This window comes from Sphingobacterium puteale, assembly GCF_003627955.1.
GTDB classification, from domain to species: domain Bacteria; phylum Bacteroidota; class Bacteroidia; order Sphingobacteriales; family Sphingobacteriaceae; genus Sphingobacterium; species Sphingobacterium puteale.
In genome coordinates, this window is the sequence record NZ_RBWS01000027.1 from 54,143 (window position 1) to 71,913 (window position 17,771).

Below are 17,771 nucleotides of genomic sequence, written 5' to 3' on the forward strand. Positions count from 1 at the left end.
ATGCAAAGTTTAGTTACCATTTTCATTTTTTGTGTAAACATTCTCATTACATTAATTTTAGGCAGTCCCGAATCGGGCATTGTCCTGTTATTCGCTAATGTGATTGTTTTGCTCGCCGGAAAAGGTAATAGGAAAATATCCCTTGTGTTCAATGTTATATCTCTACTAGGTTTGCTGTATGCATGGACTTATTATAGCAACTATAACGAATTTCACGCACCTTATGGAGATGATAGTTTTTTCTTTAACGAAGCATTAAATTTATCGGAGACAAACTTTATAGATATTTTTCGCCCCTATGAGAGTATTCTTGCAATATTCATCCTGTTCTTAAAACCTTTGGGACTCTTCAGTTTTTTGAATGTATTAATTCTAAATTGGATGATTTCTGCTTTTTTTATTGCCATGATGGTGCGATATATTAAAGTGAAATTCGATTTTTCGGTGAGCCTAAAGTTTTTATTCTGTTTTGTAATTTTAAACTATCTTTTTCAAGATATTTTAGTTCATCTCTATCGAGACGCTTTGATTTATGGGCTAATATTTGTTTTCTTGATTAACTACGAGAAATTCAAGTCAGTTGGAAATAAGAAAAATCTGTTAATTGGGCTAATTTGTGTCTTTTTAATTTTCGTGTTGAGGGGAGCGAATTGTCTCCTTCTCTTATTCTATGTCTTCTTAGACTATTGGTTATATAGCCCCGCTAGAATTAAGAAGGTGGCTTCAAAGACAACTTTTAGTATTGCAGTTATGCTATCTGTAGCATTGATTCTTGGCTCTTTGGCCTTATCAAGTATTTTGATTAATTCCATTTCGAGATTTGGTGTGGGAAATAAAAAAGTAGAAAGCTTTTCCGAGTTAAGTAGTTCGCGCCAGGAAAATTTCTTTGAAAAAGTAGATCAAGATCAGAATACAGTAATCATTTACAAACTGGGGGTTGCGGGTTATCCATTAAGGGTACTCTCACAAATATATTCTCCAATAAGTTTCAAGGGAATAGATGTCCGAAATTTTCGTGTAAGTACCAAATATTCATCATCAATTGTGCCTTTATATACTGATTATACGGCAATTTTTTATGGGATAACCATTTTCCTCTGGATTTATGTGCTCCCAATTATAATTGTGGGGATTTATCGTACCTACAAAATGAAGCTTTATCAACCCATTTTTATATGGTTTTTTGTTTCTGCAGCGATGGTTGCGTTTGTCTCTCTTCAATCGAGACATAGGTTGATGTTTATGGTGATATATTTAATGTTATTGGCAATTCAGCAATCTGGACCAATGAATAAAATAGAAGCCAAGCTCTATAAATATGGTAGAGGGGTAGCTTTAGTGACAGTATTGTTGTCATTTTCATACTTTGTTATTAAAAATATAAATTAAATAAATATGGATAAAACGGTTATAGTTTTTAGTAGTCATCGGAGCTTGGAGAGTGGTGGAGTTGGTACGCATCTACGACACCTAATTTCTGAAATTTCACAATCCAATTATAGCTACAGAACTATTTTAGGATTAAAAAAAGAGTCGTTGATTCTGCTTAAATTAAATAAAATCGCTAATAAGATATTTTTAGGTCAACATACCGCTGAAACGCTATATTTTGTGGCATTTATCTCTAAATTGGCAGCGCGATTGGAGAGCGAAATTGCTACTGTCAATACGGAAAAGATAATTGTTCATTGCCATGATAAATATACTGCTATCGCAGCTTCCATTATAAAAAGAGCAGACAAAAAAAGAGATCTTGAGATCATCCAAACACTCCATGCTCCGTTTTATGAACAATTTAAAATTACCCATAAGGGTAATAATGAATTGATTAGCTTAAGTAAATTATTAGATATTGGAATGACAACGACCTTGGATGGAATTATCGGCGTTGACACGCTTCAAGTGCAATTGGCCAATAAATTGTTAGATAAACATTTTAAGGTAACAAATATATCTAACGCTGTTGACGTTGGGCAATTGGATATGATTGAAAATGCAGCAGGAAAAAAAGATATTGAATTCGAGCGTAAAAAATACTTTGTTATCGCTCGTCATTTACAAGAAAAAAATGGTGTTATTTATGGCGTCGAAGCATTTAATGCTTTTAATAAACTAGACCCGTCCTACGGGTTGATTATCTTGGGGGAAGGGCCAGAGAGGGAGAGAGTTGAGAAGTATATTAATGATAATGATTTACAACAGAAGGTTAAGCTAATGGGGAGACAGGATCATGTCGACTCTATCAGATTGATTTCGAATGCATACGCATCTATAATTCCTTCCGTACCTGTAGGAGACTACATTGAGGCAACTTCTCTTACAATGCTTGAATCTATGTATTTAGGTGTTCCAGTTTTAGCGTCAAATATTGGGGGACTTGCAGAGGTTCTTGAAGATGGGGAAAATGGGCTCTTGTTTGAACCTGCAAAATCTGAAGAAATAACTGCAGCATTGCAGAGAATTACACAAGACGGTACTGTATTTGCTTTAATAAAAGATAATGCAAAGAAGACTATTTTAAATAACTATACTTCTAAGCTTTGGTTTGACAAAATTCGAAAATTTTATGAAAGTTAAACGTATATTAAAAAGGATAGTTTTCCATACTCAAAAAAAGCTAATTCTCACTATTGCATATTTTAACCATCGCTTGTACATGAAATTCTATGTGCCACTTTTGGAAAAACAGGGCATGAGATTTAATGGTACACCTCGATATATTGGGGCTCATGTTGAATTTGATGATTTTAATTTGATTACGCTTGGTGAGCGGGTTGTTGTATCTGATCATAGCCATTTTTTAACTCATGATTACAGTATAACAACTGCGGAGATAGCGAGAGGGGTTATTCCCAAAAATGATATTGCATTAGTGCGGGGAATCGAAGTTGGGAATAATGTTTTTATAGGGAAAAAATCGATTATAATGCCTAATACAAAAATCGGGAATAATATAATTATCGGAGCGGGAGCGGTTGTAAGGGGGCGGATCCCAGATGACTGAATTGTTATTGGGAATCCGGGAGTCGTCGTCGGTAAGTTGTCTGAGCAAGCTGAAAAGTGGAAGAAATATATGGACTCTGAATATATTAGAAAGGACTAAAAATGAATTTTTTAATTAATTGTTCCAATCTTAGACTTGGGGGGGGGATTCAAGTAGCACACTCTTTCATTAACGAACTTACTTCTCGTGAAGAGAATATTGTAATTGTTTGTACTACTGAAATATTATCTCAAATTGACAGAAAGATATTTCCCTTAAATATTAAGTTCATTGAATATAATATAAAGCCTTCACTATTCTCTTCAAATAGTTTCCTGGACAAAATCGTCAAACAGGAGAAAATCGAATGCGTATTCACTGTTTTTGGACCAAGTTATTGGAGACCAAAAGTCAAACATATTTGTGGATATGCGAAACCCCATTATGTATATAAAGAATCCCCTTTTTTTAGAATGTTATCCCTTAAACAACGATTGATATTGTTGATAAAGGAAACTCTTCACTTAAGGGATTTTAAGAATAATTCAGATGTCTTAGTGTCGGAAAACGAGGATGTGACATCCAAATTAGCGGAGATGTTTGATAAAAAAATAGTTACAGTATCAAATAATCACCATCAAATTTATGATATTCCCAAAGATTGGGACCGATCAATTCGTTACCGGGATTCTAAGCATTGCTATTTATTAACAATTTCAGCTAATTATTTACATAAAAACCTAGCTATTATCCCGAAAGTAATAGAATCCCTGATAAATAAGGGGTATTTTAACTTTAAATTTGTCTTAACGATCAATGAAAGTGAATTACAGATTAGTGAGTCACATAAAAATTATACTATCTTTCTCGGCAAAGTTGCTATAAATCAATGTCCATCATTGTATGAGCAAAGTGATTTCATGTTTCTACCGACACTGTTGGAATGTTTTTCAGCATCCTATGCGGAAGCAATGAAAATGGGAAAACCAATTATCACCTCAGATTTAACATTTGCAAGAGGGATCTGTCAAGATGCTGCCATATATTTTGACCCTATTAATCCCGATGATATCGCGGATAAAATAATACAACTTTATGAAAATTCAAGCCTGCAGGAAGAATTAATCCAAAAGGGAAGAAATCGACTTTCTTTCTTTCTGAAGGCGAGCGAGCGAGCGAATCAATATATCCAATTAATTTTAGATAAAACGCTATGAAAAATTTGGTGAATGTATTATTGTTCTTGTGTTTTCTGCCCATGACTGTATTGTCTCAGCAGTCGGTGAATATTGTTGTTGATCCGAATAGTTCAACAAATATTCTTGGGGCTGTTCAAGAAATGACTACTATTTTAAAGAAAATTCAACCAACTCTTAGAATTCAACGTAGTCAGTCAACATCTAATGATAATGTTAATATTGTCATCAAAACAGGAGATTCTTTTGCAAAGTCGAATCTTAGCGATTCGGATGGATTTGTTATCAAGAAAATTGATAATAGAACGGTTCTGATTTCTGGCATTTCTGAAATTGGTACTGAGTTTGGTATATACGGTTACCTTGAGGATGTCATAGGCGTCTGCTGGTTAATGCCTTCCGATTTATGGCTGGATTTACCCGCAAAAATTTCTACATTTTTCCCGAGCTCTGTGAAAATTGAACAGCCTTTCTTCTTAACAAGAGAACTATCTCCTCTAGATCCTGGGAAAAAAGGGAGCAAAATGGGAGAATGGGCAAGAAGAAATAAGCTAAGAAGAAGAGTCGAGTTCCATCATAATATGAATACTCTATTTCAGAACTCAAAAAATGTTGACTTCATTGCGAGCTATAAAGGACAGCAGGCGATGCCAAATTTTTCATCTAATGGCAATTGGCAACCAAATTTTTCTGCTAAAGGTATTACGGAGTATGCCTCAAAGGAGATTATCGCATTTTTTAGAAAGAATCCAACAGCAAGTTCCTATTCCCTAGGTATCAACGATTCTTATCGTTTTGATACGCGTATTGTTGGCTTATCCAAGACGAAGGCGGGGCTGACAAATTTTTCTGATTCTTATTACAAATGGGTTAACAACGTTGTTAATAATGTAAATAAGGAAGTTCCCAATAAAACTTTTGGTTTACTGGCTTATCTAAATGTTGGTGATGCTCCAAGTTTTAAGTTGGCCAAGAACGTTGTCCCTTTTATCCCTTTCGAGCGGTTGCAATGGATTGATGGGCAATCAGCACAGTCAGATCTAATGATGTTGAAAGATTGGAAAGACGTGTCACAGGAAGTGGGATGGTATGATTATATATATGGGCTAAATTATTTGGTTCCAAGACCATATTTCAAAACATTAGATAATTATATAAAAAGAGGGGCTGCAAATAATGTAAGACATTATTATGCGGAATTCTATCCGAATTGGATTGACGGACCCAAGGGATGGCTTTTAACAAAACTTTTATGGGATCCAAATATACCGAGCGAAAATTTGCTTGATACTTGGTACACTAAAGCTTTTGGTACGAGATCGTCGAAGTCAATGAAAGCTTTTTATGGTGTTTGGGAAAACTTTTGGACCGTGGATGTGAAGAAGACTGCCTGGTGGAAGAAGCGGAAAATATGGCTGGCATTCTCTGACACATCTTATTTAAAGGAGATCCCTCAGGACAACTATGCACGCTCTCTTAGTTACCTAAATGATGCATTAAAGAATGCTGAAAATGGGCAGTATAAAGAAAGGATACAATATTTGAAGGAGATGTTTGATTTTCAATGTCTCAATTATTATTATGTCAATAATATAAGCAACCCTATAACAAAAAATAAGGTTAATAAAAATGAGATAGAAAATAGCCTTCAAAAACTTAGACGTTATGAAATAAATGACGTTTTCTACAGATCTTATAAAAAAGCAATAAAATATTAGTATGAAGCAGATAATTCAATCCTTTAAAACAGGAGAAACTATATTAGAAGATGTTCCCGCGCCACAGGTAAAAAGGGGGAGCGTGCTTATTCAAACCACTAGGTCACTTGTTTCTTTAGGTACAGAGCGTATGTTAGTCGAGTTTGGAAAATCAAATTTGATCCAGAAAGCTAGACAGCAACCCGATAAAGTAAAGCAGGTGCTTGACAAGATTAAAACGGAAGGATTAGTACCGACATTAGAAGCTGTTTTTAACAAGTTAGGAGAACCACTTCCGTTAGGTTATTGTAACGTAGGTAGGGTTATTGCTGTAGGGGAAGGTGTTAATGATTTTAAAGTGGGCGATCGCGTAGCCTCGAATGGTCATCATGCCGAATTTGTATCGATACCAAAGAATCTTGTTGCTCATATTCCGTCGAATGTCTCGGATGATGAAGCAACTTTCACTGTTATAGGTTCAATTGGTCTTCAAGGGATAAGACTGTTAAATCCGACATTAGGTGAAACTGTAGTTGTTGTAGGCCTTGGTTTAATTGGTTTAATTACCGCCCAACTTTTAGTCGCTAATGGTTGCCGGGTTATAGGTTCGGACATTGATGAGAGTAAATTGGCAATGGCGGCAGAATGGGGAGTAATTCCATTTAACCCAATAAAAGGTGATATTGTTAAGTTCGTTGAAGACCAAACAAATGGTGTTGGTGCAGATGGCGTTATTATAACAGCTTCAGCAAAAAATAACGAAATTATTTCGCAAGCGGCGAAGATGAGCAGAAAAAGAGGTCGGATTGTCTTGGTTGGAGTAATTGGACTCGACATTAGCCGTGCTGATTTTTATGAAAAAGAGTTGTCTTTTCAGGTTTCATGTTCCTACGGGCCTGGGCGCTATGACGAAGATTACGAACAAAAAGGAATAGATTATCCATTACCTTTTGTTCGATGGACAGAGAAAAGAAACTTTGAAACGATTCTACAAGCTATTAGCTCCCAACGGATTCGGGTAAACGAAATGATTACAGAGATCGTTGATTTACCAGATTATTTGAAAATTTATGGACAGATTGGAAGTAGCAGTTCGATTGCATCCATTCTTAAATATAAGGAAGAGACAGAGTTAAATCCGAAACGGAACATAGCGTTATTAAATGCTGATTTTTCATCTTCTAAGGGTGTAATCGGAATTATTGGTGCTGGTAACTTTACGAAGATGACAGTTATGCCTGCCCTTAAGAACAGTGGTGCCCATTATAAGTACATTGCGAGTAATGGGGGGGTAACCGGAACTTCGTTAGCTCAAAAGTATGGTATAGCAAATTCAACGACAGACTATAAGACTATATTAGATGATTCTGATGTAGATTTAGTACTTATCACAACGCGACATAATTTACATGCTTCGATGGTAATCGAGACATTGCGATCAGGGAAGAATGTTTTTGTCGAAAAACCTTTGGCGTTGAATTTGGATGAGTTGAACGAAATCATAGAGGTTCAAAAGCAAACAAGAAAAAATGTTACCGTTGGTTTCAACAGGAGATTCTCTCCACATATTCAGAAAATTAAACAGATTGTTGGGGATTCGCCGATGAATGTTATTGCTACTATGAATGCCGGAGCTATTCCTCCAAATATTTGGGTACATGACATGAAAGTAGGTGGGGGAAGAATCATCGGTGAAGCATGCCATTATATTGATCTGATTACCTACTTAACTGGCAGCAAGGTGAAAGCAGTATGTATGAATGCGATGGGTATAAACCCCGAAGAGAATACAGACAATGCTTCAATTCTGTTAAAATTCGAGAATGGCTCAACAGGTGTTATAAATTATTTTGCCAACGGTTCGAAGTCTTACTCAAAGGAACGAGTAGAGGTTTTCTCTCAGGAGAGGACAATAATAATGGATAATTTTAGGGTTACGGAAGGTTTTGGAACCAGAGGTTTTTCGAAATTGAAAACGAAATTGGATAAAGGTCATACAAATCAATTTTTAGCTTTGATTGACAGAGTAAAAAATGGAGGAGCGCCACTTATCTCTATGGAGGATTTAGTTAATACAACAAAGGCTTCTTTTGGTGCGATTGAGAGTTTGAAAGAGAATAAATGGATCGAGTTATAACTGGTGGTTTTTCTTTTTGGTTCTATTTAACTGTTGATCTTTTGTTATGATGTCTAAACTCATTTTATTGTATAATACAATAAAGCATCTGAAATTTTCACAACTATACTGGCAGGTAGTATATAGGACACGACCTTCGACGAACGTCACTGAAGGGGGGGCGCATGAAATTAATTATCAGTCGCTACAGTTTAAAGGCAAAAGCGAATTAGCTGTTAAATATTTGCAGAATAATAGATTTTGTTTTCTAAATCTTGAACAGCACTTTCAGAACGAAATAAATTGGAATTTCATGGATTTTGGTAAATTATGGAACTACAATTTAGAGTATTTTGATTATCTCCAACAGAATGATATCTCTACTAACGAGAAGGAACGTCTTATTGAAGATTTTTATAAATTTTCTATTAGTAAAAAGCGAAAGCTAGAACCCTATCCTGTCTCTCTCAGAAGTATTAATATTATCCGTTTTGTATTAGATTCAAACCGTTTAAATGCTGATTTTTTAAAATTTGTTTGTCAGGAATTGGATTATCTTAGTAAAAACTATGAGTATCATATTTTAGGAAATCATCTATTGGAAAATGCATTCGCATTATGTCTTGGTGGCGCTTTTTTTAATAATAAAAATTGGCATGCTAAAGCCGTTAAGATCCTTCAAAACCAGTTGTCAGAACAAATATTAAAAGATGGGGGGCACTTTGAGTTGAGCCCTATGTATCATCAAATTATCTTTTATCGAACTTTGGAATTATTGGATTGGTACGAAAATTATCCCAAAAAGGATAAGAAATTTGAGTTTTTCCTTAGAAAGATTGCAGAAGGTATGAAAAGCTGGTTGATTGAGATTTCTTTTGAAAATGGTGATATTCCTTTATTTAACGACGCGGCTAATGGAATTGCTATGAAAACGGAAGATCTGTTGGCTTATGCGACAAGGTGTGGTGTGAATACAGTGGATATTGCGCTTGGGGAATCAGGATACCGTACCTACAAAGGCAAAAATTACGAGATAAAAGTAGACGTAGGGCCTATAGGAGCAGACTATCAGCCAGGGCATGCTCATGCGGATTCATTGAGCTTTATATTATATAGCAATCGGCAGCCACTACTGGTTGAACAAGGTACCTCCACCTATCAAATAGGTTTCCGTCGGGATCTAGAAAGGTCTACCTCCGCGCATAACACTATTGTTGTGGCAGGGAAAAACCAATCTGAGGTTTGGGGAGGGTTTAGGGTTGGAGCACGCGCCAATACGACAGTTTTAGCGGAGACTGAAAATAAATTAGTGGCTTCCCATGATGGTTATCGCAAATTAAATCTTGCACATAAAAGGTCTTTTGGATTTAAAGATGATCGAATCGAGATTGAGGATTTTCTTTCTTCTGAAGCAGAAGCAACAGCTTTTTTTCATCTGCATCCGACTCGAACGGTTGAAAAGTTTGATGCTTCAACATATATTATTGATGGCAGGATAAAGGTTGTTATGGTGGGAGCACATGATATAAAACTAGAAGAATATAAGTTTGCTGATCAATATAATAATTACCATATTGCAAAACGCCTAGTAGCTTCATTTTCTAAAAGCCTAAATACTTCAATCCATTTTTGAAAGATTCAAATGAAGAGAATATTATATTTAACATTTTATTTTGAACCAGATTTGTGTGCTGGTTCCTTTAGGAATAGCCCTCTTGTCAAAGAATTGGCAGGCCAAGCCGGTCAGGATATACATATTGAAGTGATTACCACATTGCCAAATAGATATAGTTCATTTGAAGCGGATGCTCTTGCATATGAGCAATATGAAAATCTCAGTATTCATCGCGTGGCAATTCCGAAACATCAGAGCGGGATGAAGGATCAGATCCTCTCCTTTAGAGAATACTATTCAAAAGCGAGAAAGATAGCTAAAGGTAAGAAATATGATCTGGTTATAGCGTCTTCATCTCGCTTATTTACAGCATATCTTGGTTATACAATTGCAAAAAAACAACATATACCGCTTTATTTGGATATTAGGGATATTTTTTATGATACATTAGAGGATGTTCTTAAAGACGGTTTTCTGAAAAAGATAGCTCTTCCGATCATAAAGCGAATAGAAAAGCGGACTTTTGGTTATGCCAAACATATTAATCTTATTTCTGGCGGTTTTAAATCATACTTTAGTCGTTATAGACAAGCGATATATTCTTTTTATCCCAATGGAGTTGATAATATCTTTATTGATGCCAATAATAGTGAAATACCCATTAACCGAGAGGAACAGCCCGTAAAAACAATTGTATATGCTGGAAATCTTGGTGAAGGACAGGGGCTTCACAAAATTATACCAGAGGCAGCTAAGGCGCTAGAAGGACGTTTCCAATTTTTAATTATCGGAGATGGTGGTGCAAAAGAAAAACTGGAGGAACAGCTTGAAAGTTTAAATGTTGGAAATGTTGAATTACGAGCTCCAGTTAAACGAGATGAGCTAATTGCTATATATTTAAAAGCTGATTTCTTATTTGTGCATCTCAATAACTACAGAGCATTTGAAAAAGTTTTGCCATCAAAATTATTTGAGTTAGCAACTTTTCCATTGCCCATAATTGCTGGTGTCGGAGGATTTGCTTCTGAATTTGTACAAGATAACATTGAAAACACTATTTTATTTGAACCATGCAATGTTGAGGAGTTCGTTAAAAAGATGAATATTTATCAGTATAAGAAAATAAATAGAGTGAGTTTCATCGAGCGCTTCAAACGTGATACCGTAAATAGAGAGATGGCAGCAACAATGTTAAAATATATTTAACTATGAACGTTTTAATTACAGGGATATCGGGCTTCGTTGGTCAAAATTTACAGCGCTATCTAACAACGAATAATCTTACTGTAGTAGGTTGTTCCCTCCGTTCTTCGGATTGGGAGACAAAGGTATTGGAAAATGTGTATACTGCGATTATACATCTAGCAGGTAAGGCACATGATACCAGCAATACGGCGGATCCCACCGACTATTTTAAAGTGAATTATGAATTAACAAAAGAAGTTTTTGAAACTTTTCTAAAATCAGAAACCCGTGATTTTTTCTATTTTTCATCCGTTAAAGCTGTTGCTGATTCTGTTGCGGATATATTGGAGGAAAATTTTACAGCAGTGCCTCTTACTCCCTATGGAAAATCAAAGTTGGAGGCGGAGAAGTATTTGTTAAGTAAACATTTGCCGGAGGGAAAAAGACTGTTTATTATTCGACCATGTATGATACATGGTCCAGGGAACAAAGGAAATCTCAACTTACTTTATAAAGTTGTTGAAAAAGGAATACCCTGGCCGCTAGCATCATTTAATAATAAACGATCATTTTTAAGTATTGATAATTTATCTTTTTTGGTATTAGCTATGATTAACAAAAAAGAGATGAATTCTGGTGTTTATAATTTTGCGGATGACATTGCGATATCAACAAATGAATTGGTGACATTGATTGCTAATAATTTGGGACGAAGTCCAAGATTATGGCATATTCCTACAACATTAATTAACTTTGTCGCGAAAATCGGAGATAGTATTCCATTTCCACTAAATTCGGAAAGAGTAAAAAAGTTGACAGAATCCTATGTCGTATCAAATCAGAAAATTAAGGGTGCATTGGAAATTGAAAAATTGCCACTTACATCAAAAGAAGGACTGGTACAGACGATTCGGTCTTTTCGATCATCAAATGTTTAAAAGAACTCCAAATTGAGGTATATTATTTGCCTTTTTTATATTTTTTGCTTTTTATTTTCATTATTATGGTATTATACATAGTTGTTTTTATTCTCTTGTTAATATTAGAATTATATTATTTTAAAGTAGCTGACTACTACAATATTATTGATAAGCCAAATGAAAGATCTTCTCATTCTGTTGTCACTTTAAGAGGAGGAGGGATTGTTTTTTATTTTGGGGCAATGATTTACTTCGTGTTATCGGGGTGCCATTATCCTTGGTTTTTTGGGGGGCTTACATTAATGACAACCATTTCATTTTTAGACGACATCTTTACACTTTCTAATAAAATTCGATTAATAGTGCATTTTGCATCTGTATTGCTTATGGCATATCAACTTGATTTATTTGATATGCCCTGGTATTACCTTTTTTCTGGTTTCATTGTGGTTGTTGGAGTAATTAATGCCTACAATTTTATGGACGGAATAAATGGCATTACTGGATGTTACAGTCTTGCTGTTGGTGGACTATTATTGATGGTAAACCAATATTCGGGTTTTGTTGAACAAGATCTTTTGGTTTTCTCACTTTTAGGAGTCCTCATCTTTATGTATTTCAATTTTCGCAGTAGGGCAAAATGTTTTGCCGGTGATGTAGGCTCCGTTGCAATAGCTTACATTCTATTATTTGCTTTAGGACTTTTGATATTAAAAAGCGGTAATTTGATTTATATTTTATTTTTATCTATTTATGGTATTGATGCTGTTTGGACGATCTTGCAGCGTTTATCTCGTAGAGAAAATATTTTTGAGGCTCATAGGTCGCATCTCTATCAGTTTCTAGGTAATGAAGCCGGTGTGAATAAGCTACTTATTTCTTTTTTTTACGGTTTTGTTCAATTTCTCATTGGGTTATTGGTGATATACGTTTCAAGAGAGAGTTTTCAAGTTCAATTAGTATTCTCTACTACGATTTTATCGGGATTGAGTATTATTTATCTGATCGTAAAAAGGACAGTAATTAAAAAATATGTTAAAAATTGATAATAGTATAGTTTCTACAATACAGGGGGGCGTCGCCAAAGATCACAGAGGAGAGATTAGGTTTGTCAACGATTTTGACATGTCATTGGTCAAAAGATTTTATGTAATAAAGAACAACGATATTGAATTAGTTAGAGGCTGGCGAGGACATAAGATTGAACAACGATGGTTCTATGTACTTTCTGGTGCATTTTCCTTACACCTAATTCATATTGATAATTGGGAAAAACCTTCTGTGGATTTAGGTATTGAACACATGTTTATAAATAGTTCAGAAATGACGTTGCTAAATGTTCCTGCTGGGTATGCGACTGCTTTTAGAGCGCTGGAAGCTAATAGTGAGTTGTTAGTTTATGCTGACTACGAGTTGGCTCATGCAAAGTTTGATGATTATACCTGGCCTCTAGAATATTTTTCAAACTTTGTTTAGTCCTTGTCCTTACCAATAAATCTAGAGTATGTCTGGACAATGGGGAAAAAAAAGGCTTCCTGGGGAGCATATTTAATATATCTTCTAAAATTAGACCATAGACGGTGTGCCCCATCCGGTTGTCTTGATATTTGAGATATTTTCCCGTCTTTAAAGCGAGGATCATGGAAACCAAAATTACCTGAATACCATATCTCATCAAGCATCCAGTCTGCGTTTAAATTTTGGGGGAGTTCAAAGGGAAGAAATTTTTCTGGAAGACCAATATGTCGCACTAATATATAGTGAAGCAAATGAATCCAATCTAATATTCCTGCATTTCTATACAATTCTTTAAGATTTTTTTTGTTTATTTCCGAAAAAGTACAGTAATACAGTCTAGCCGAATCACAAAGTTGTCGTAGACCTATTCCAAATGAGAGTAGGTGTTTTAAAATATGACTGTTAACTTGAAGAAGTTGTAACTCATGAGGCAGTAACTGAACATAAACATCATTAATTAGCAGGGTCTGATAGTTATTTTTATGATCTTTTTGAATTTTTCTAAGAAACCGGGATTTAAAAGGGCTTTGGATATCGAACAGTTTTTTGTGGTGCTCGATATGTATGCCATGCCAATCGTAACTTAGACTGAAACCAGCAGTGTCTCTGATAGACATCTTCTTTTCTTTAATGAAATTTCGCGCTTTGTTATAACCGTTATTTTCGAAGTACCAATCAATGTCTCCACTCATGCGATGTAGGGGAACTTCATAACAAAGAGCTACACCCTGACCTTTTTGAAGCAAAGGGTTAAGGCCATTTTCTTTAAAGATCTTATACTGAGATGCGATTACAGCATTCATTTTTTGATTATGTCGTTCAATTTGGTCTACTCGAACAGTCCACATTAAGCGTATTTTTTGAGGTGGAAGCTGATGTTCGTCCAAAAATGCGAAGCTATCATACAAAAGTCCCTCTACAGTGTGATTAACAGCATATTTATGTATCTGAACCCAATCACTTTCATTTAAAGAATGAGTGAAAGTCGGTTTCCCTTTAGCCCAAAGCCCAATACGTAACAGTTGAAAAAAAATATCTTTGAGTGATTTGTCCATCAATTAATCATGAGTATGTATCCAAATATAAATATTTTACTTAGCGAAGGATAAAAAAAATACAAACTTGTTTTTTTTGTAAAAAGCGAATGTTTTAGGCATGCATTTTGTGGGGCAGGGGTTATTATCAATACAATGATTTTAAAATAGTAATCTTACGGATAGTTCGGAGAAAAAGTATATTTTTGTCATCAAATAATAAAATCAATTTTATAATTAAAATAGAAAATGCGGTTAATTTCAAAATATGGTTTGACACTGGTGTGTGTCGCGATAATGTTGACAATATTTAGTTCCTGTGGTTCACGCAAGAATATGGTTTATTTGCAGCCAGATTCGACTTTGATTGATACTCAATATGAACAATATATACCAAGAATACAGCCAAATGATATTTTAACGATTGTTGTGACTGCTGCTGACCCTAAAGTGACGGCTCCTTTTAATCCAGTCAGTACAATGACAACTGGTAGCATGACACAACAGGTTGATATGGCTTTACGGCCTACTTATACTGTTAGTAATGAGGGAGATATAATTCTTCCTATGTTAGGTAAATTGCATGTCGCAAATTTAACCCGTGTTGAGGCAATTGAGAAAATTAGATCTGAATTGAGTCAATACATAAAGGATCCGGGTGTAAACATGAATTTTAATAATTTCAGAGTTTCGGTCCTTGGGGAGGTTGCCCGTCCAGGATCATTTATTTTACCAACCGAACGTGTCACGGTGTTGGAAGCGTTGGGGCTCGCTGGAGACATGACCATTAGAGGGGTACGTAGCAATGTTATGCTTATTAGAGAAAAGGATGGGAAAAAAAGTACTCACCGACTAGATCTCACAAAACAAAATACGCTTAATTCTCCTTATTATTATTTGGCACAAAATGATGTGATTTATGTGGAACCTAATAAATCTCAAATCAATAATTCCAAACTTGGTGCTAATTCAAATATCATTATATCAATTGCGAGTTTATTAATTACCGTAATTTCAGTTTTGACCCGCTAATTATTACATGGAACAACAATCTATACACGTCAAAGAAAAAGAGCAAGAAGAGATCAATTTAAGACAGATTTTTGAGCAGTATGCGTATTACTGGAAGTGGTTTTTGCTTACAGTCATTATAGCTATTAGTTGCGCGATAATGTATCTTCGGTATGCTCAAAAAACCTATAGTACAACTGCTAAAATCTTATTAAAGGATGAACGAAGTGCATCCGCTGGAGAGCTTGCGGGAATAGCAGAATTGAGTAGTAGTATGGGGTTTGGAGGAAGTCGAGCCGCATTCGTAACAGATCAGATCGAAGTGCTTTCTTCTAGAAGATTGATGCGAAAGGTAGTGGATCAACATCACCTAAATATCACGTATGCTGTGAAGGGTAAAATTCGCTCTTCTGAGGTATTAGAAAAGGATATGCCTTTTAGTCTGCAACTTCAAGGCAATCAGGATTCCACTAAACTGAACGTCAAGGTGGCGATTAATGACGGGAAGAAACTTCATATTACAAACTTGGTTTCCGGAGAAAGTGTTCGTGTTGACTTTGATAATGTAGTAAGTATTGGAAAAAGTAGGGTTGTTTTCAAAAGAAATTATCTCAATAAGATAGAGAAAGAAGCCGACTATCTTGTTAGCGTCGTTCCAATGGACTGGGCTGTTGATGCCAATTTAGGGGCGATCAGTTTTTCTCCTGGTAAAGAGATGCAATCTTATGTTGTTAATTTTTCAATGTTATCAACGCTGGATAAGAAAGCAGAACTCGTTTTGAATACATTGATCGATACCTATAATACTGATTTGACAAATGATAAATTGCGGATGACTAGAGCTACATCTGATTTTATCAATAAGCGATTAATGTTAATATCAAAAGATCTATCTGGAGCCGACGAACAGGCAGCTGAATTTAAGTCAGCTAATTCAATGGTAGACATGGCCACTGAGGCTGGCGTCTTTCTGAATAACGCTTCTGAGAACGATAGGAAAGTATTAGAATATCGAACCCAACTTCAGTTGGTGGATCATATGAATGATTTTTTGAAGAATCAAGAGGTTGGAAAACTTTTACCCTCTAATATTGGTTTGCAAGATGCTACCATTGGGAGCACTATTGCCGCATATAATAAATTAATATTGGAGCGAGATGATTTGTTAAAATCAGCTTCTGATCAAAACCCCGCTGTTATTGCTTTGAACGAAAGTATTGCTGAAAGTAACAATAGTATACGCCAATCTTTGCAGAATTATCAAAAGGTCACTCAGATGGCACTAAGGAGCATTGAGCGCAAATCAAATGAGATTAAGGGCCGAATTAATTCTATACCAAACCAGGAGCAAGGTTTTAAGAAGATATCTAGACAACAGCAGATTGTTGAATCACTCTATCTGTTATTATTGCAAAAGCGTGAAGAGAGCGAAGTGAAAGCAGCCGCAACACCGGACAATTTAAAAGTGATTGATGCTGCTTATGGGAATGGGGTTCCAGTTTCCCCAAAAAAATCAATTGTCTTGTTGGGAGCCCTGATTGTAGGTTTTTTAATCCCATTTGTTGTTCTCTATGTGAAGTTTTTACTAGATAATAAAATCCATTCGAGAAAAGATATCGAAGATATTGTTAAAGTCCCCGTGTTGGGAGAGATCCCTACAGCGCAAGATACCATCGTTCATTTAAACGATCGTTCTTCTTTAGCAGAGGCTTTCCGGATTCTGCGTACGAATATGAACTTTATGTTTGGTGCGGATAAGAAGGATGAGTCAAAGGTTGTCTTTGTTACTTCAACCATCTCCGGTGAAGGAAAATCTTTTGTTACCACCAACCTTGCTCAGATTTTATCTATGTCTGGAAAGAAGGTTCTTTTGATAGGTGCTGATATTCGAAGCCCAAAAGTGTTGGATTATCTTGGCCTTTCGCATTTGCAACATACGAATGTTGGGATTACACAATTCTTGATCAATCCAGAGATGGATGTGAACAATATCATTATAAAAAAACCAGGAAATTACGATTTTGATGTAGTATATTCTGGTTATATTGCCCCAAATCCGGCGGAATTGTTGATGAATGGCCATTTCGATGATGTAATTAAATATGCACGTTATCACTATGACTATATATTGGTGGATACAGCGCCAGTTAGTTTGGTAACGGACACACTATTAATTGCTCATAATGCAGATTTAACACTATATGTGTCTCGCGTTAATTACTTAGACAAGCGTTTGCTTCAGGTACCGCGTGAGTTATATGTTGAAGGTAAATTGAAAAATGTTGCAGCTGTAATTAATGATGTGGATTTTGCAAGAGGTTATGGTTATGGTTATGGCTACGGCTATGGTTATGGCGATAAAGGGAAGAAGAAAACAGGGCTTGCTAAAGTTTGGCAAGATGTGAAAGATCGTTTAAATATAAAATAATACTATAATTAGGAAATTTTGGCCTTATTGTTGTTTAAACCCAAGTCGAGGTAATCGACTTGGGTTTT

The 17,771-nt window shown here is 35.5% G+C and carries 14 protein-coding genes; 13 read left to right on the forward strand and 1 reads right to left on the reverse strand.

The window, feature by feature from the left end; translation table 11 throughout:
• From D7322_RS26040 to D7322_RS26090, 11 genes are all read left to right on the forward strand, one after another.
• Complete coding sequence (locus tag D7322_RS26040; protein WP_121127116.1) at positions 1-1,389, forward strand: hypothetical protein; 1,389 nt, start codon at positions 1-3, stop codon at positions 1,387-1,389.
• Between the two features lie 6 nt (positions 1,390-1,395).
• On the forward strand, positions 1,396-2,577 hold the full coding sequence (locus tag D7322_RS26045; RefSeq protein ID WP_121127117.1) for a glycosyltransferase family 4 protein: 1,182 nt from the start codon (positions 1,396-1,398) through the stop codon (positions 2,575-2,577).
• The gene (locus tag D7322_RS26050; RefSeq protein WP_220700181.1) at positions 2,567-3,004 is read left to right on the forward strand and encodes an acyltransferase; all 438 of its coding nucleotides are present in this window, start codon (positions 2,567-2,569) and stop codon (positions 3,002-3,004) included. Before D7322_RS26045 ends, D7322_RS26050 begins: the two co-directional genes overlap by 11 nt.
• Before the next feature lie 101 nt (positions 3,005-3,105).
• Complete coding sequence (locus D7322_RS26055) at positions 3,106-4,200, forward strand: glycosyltransferase (RefSeq protein ID WP_121127118.1); 1,095 nt, start codon at positions 3,106-3,108, stop codon at positions 4,198-4,200.
• The gene (locus D7322_RS26060) at positions 4,197-5,897 is read left to right on the forward strand and encodes a DUF4838 domain-containing protein (RefSeq protein ID WP_121127119.1); all 1,701 of its coding nucleotides are present in this window, start codon (positions 4,197-4,199) and stop codon (positions 5,895-5,897) included. The genes D7322_RS26055 and D7322_RS26060 overlap by 4 nt, the downstream gene beginning before the upstream one ends.
• A 1-nt stretch (position 5,898) precedes the next feature.
• Positions 5,899-8,013 (forward strand): bi-domain-containing oxidoreductase, encoded by a 2,115-nt coding sequence (locus D7322_RS26065; protein WP_121127120.1) that lies wholly within the window; start codon positions 5,899-5,901, stop codon positions 8,011-8,013.
• A 292-nt stretch (positions 8,014-8,305) separates the two neighbouring features.
• Positions 8,306-9,625 carry an alginate lyase family protein gene (locus D7322_RS26070; RefSeq protein ID WP_183078857.1) on the forward strand — a complete coding sequence of 440 codons (1,320 nt, stop codon included), beginning with the start codon at positions 8,306-8,308 and terminating at the stop codon, positions 9,623-9,625.
• A 9-nt stretch (positions 9,626-9,634) separates the two neighbouring features.
• Positions 9,635-10,813, forward strand: coding sequence for a glycosyltransferase family 4 protein (locus D7322_RS26075; RefSeq protein ID WP_121127122.1), 1,179 nt, complete (start codon positions 9,635-9,637; stop codon positions 10,811-10,813).
• A gap of 2 nt (positions 10,814-10,815) precedes the next feature.
• On the forward strand, positions 10,816-11,730 hold the full coding sequence (locus tag D7322_RS26080) for an NAD-dependent epimerase/dehydratase family protein (RefSeq protein WP_121127123.1): 915 nt from the start codon (positions 10,816-10,818) through the stop codon (positions 11,728-11,730).
• A gap of 65 nt (positions 11,731-11,795) precedes the next feature.
• Entirely contained in the window at positions 11,796-12,758 is a 963-nt protein-coding gene (locus D7322_RS26085) for an MraY family glycosyltransferase (RefSeq protein WP_121127124.1), read from the forward strand.
• Positions 12,745-13,188: a WxcM-like domain-containing protein gene (locus D7322_RS26090; RefSeq protein ID WP_121127125.1), complete on the forward strand. Its 444-nt coding sequence runs from the start codon at positions 12,745-12,747 to the stop codon at positions 13,186-13,188. Before D7322_RS26085 ends, D7322_RS26090 begins: the two co-directional genes overlap by 14 nt.
• Here the strand turns inward: D7322_RS26090 and D7322_RS26095 are convergent.
• Entirely contained in the window at positions 13,185-14,285 is a 1,101-nt protein-coding gene (locus D7322_RS26095) for a nucleotidyltransferase family protein (RefSeq protein WP_121127126.1), read from the reverse strand. The genes D7322_RS26090 and D7322_RS26095 overlap by 4 nt on opposite strands.
• A 228-nt stretch (positions 14,286-14,513) precedes the next feature.
• Between D7322_RS26095 and D7322_RS26100 the strand changes: the two genes are divergently transcribed.
• Positions 14,514-15,296, forward strand: a complete 783-nt coding sequence (locus tag D7322_RS26100; protein ID WP_121127127.1) for a polysaccharide biosynthesis/export family protein — start codon at positions 14,514-14,516, stop codon at positions 15,294-15,296.
• A gap of 7 nt (positions 15,297-15,303) precedes the next feature.
• Entirely contained in the window at positions 15,304-17,703 is a 2,400-nt protein-coding gene (locus tag D7322_RS26105; RefSeq protein ID WP_121127128.1) for a GumC family protein, read from the forward strand.
• Positions 17,704-17,771: the final 68 nt, after the last annotated feature.

What these genes read in the sequence shown, in the direction of transcription:
- D7322_RS26040 (WP_121127116.1), top strand. Translation starts at nt 1, where the DNA reads ATGCAAAGTTTAGTTACCATTTTCATTTTTTGTGTAAACATTCTCATT.
- D7322_RS26045 (WP_121127117.1), top strand. Translation starts at nt 1,396, where the DNA reads ATGGATAAAACGGTTATAGTTTTTAGTAGTCATCGGAGCTTGGAGAGT.
- D7322_RS26050 (WP_220700181.1), top strand. Translation starts at nt 2,567, where the DNA reads ATGAAAGTTAAACGTATATTAAAAAGGATAGTTTTCCATACTCAAAAA.
- D7322_RS26055 (WP_121127118.1), top strand. Translation starts at nt 3,106, where the DNA reads ATGAATTTTTTAATTAATTGTTCCAATCTTAGACTTGGGGGGGGGATT.
- D7322_RS26060 (WP_121127119.1), top strand. Translation starts at nt 4,197, where the DNA reads ATGAAAAATTTGGTGAATGTATTATTGTTCTTGTGTTTTCTGCCCATG.
- D7322_RS26065 (WP_121127120.1), top strand. Translation starts at nt 5,899, where the DNA reads ATGAAGCAGATAATTCAATCCTTTAAAACAGGAGAAACTATATTAGAA.
- D7322_RS26070 (WP_183078857.1), top strand. Translation starts at nt 8,306, where the DNA reads ATGGATTTTGGTAAATTATGGAACTACAATTTAGAGTATTTTGATTAT.
- D7322_RS26075 (WP_121127122.1), top strand. Translation starts at nt 9,635, where the DNA reads ATGAAGAGAATATTATATTTAACATTTTATTTTGAACCAGATTTGTGT.
- D7322_RS26080 (WP_121127123.1), top strand. Translation starts at nt 10,816, where the DNA reads ATGAACGTTTTAATTACAGGGATATCGGGCTTCGTTGGTCAAAATTTA.
- D7322_RS26085 (WP_121127124.1), top strand. Translation starts at nt 11,796, where the DNA reads ATGGTATTATACATAGTTGTTTTTATTCTCTTGTTAATATTAGAATTA.
- D7322_RS26090 (WP_121127125.1), top strand. Translation starts at nt 12,745, where the DNA reads ATGTTAAAAATTGATAATAGTATAGTTTCTACAATACAGGGGGGCGTC.
- D7322_RS26095 (WP_121127126.1), bottom strand. Translation starts at nt 14,285, where the DNA reads ATGGACAAATCACTCAAAGATATTTTTTTTCAACTGTTACGTATTGGG.
- D7322_RS26100 (WP_121127127.1), top strand. Translation starts at nt 14,514, where the DNA reads ATGCGGTTAATTTCAAAATATGGTTTGACACTGGTGTGTGTCGCGATA.
- D7322_RS26105 (WP_121127128.1), top strand. Translation starts at nt 15,304, where the DNA reads ATGGAACAACAATCTATACACGTCAAAGAAAAAGAGCAAGAAGAGATC.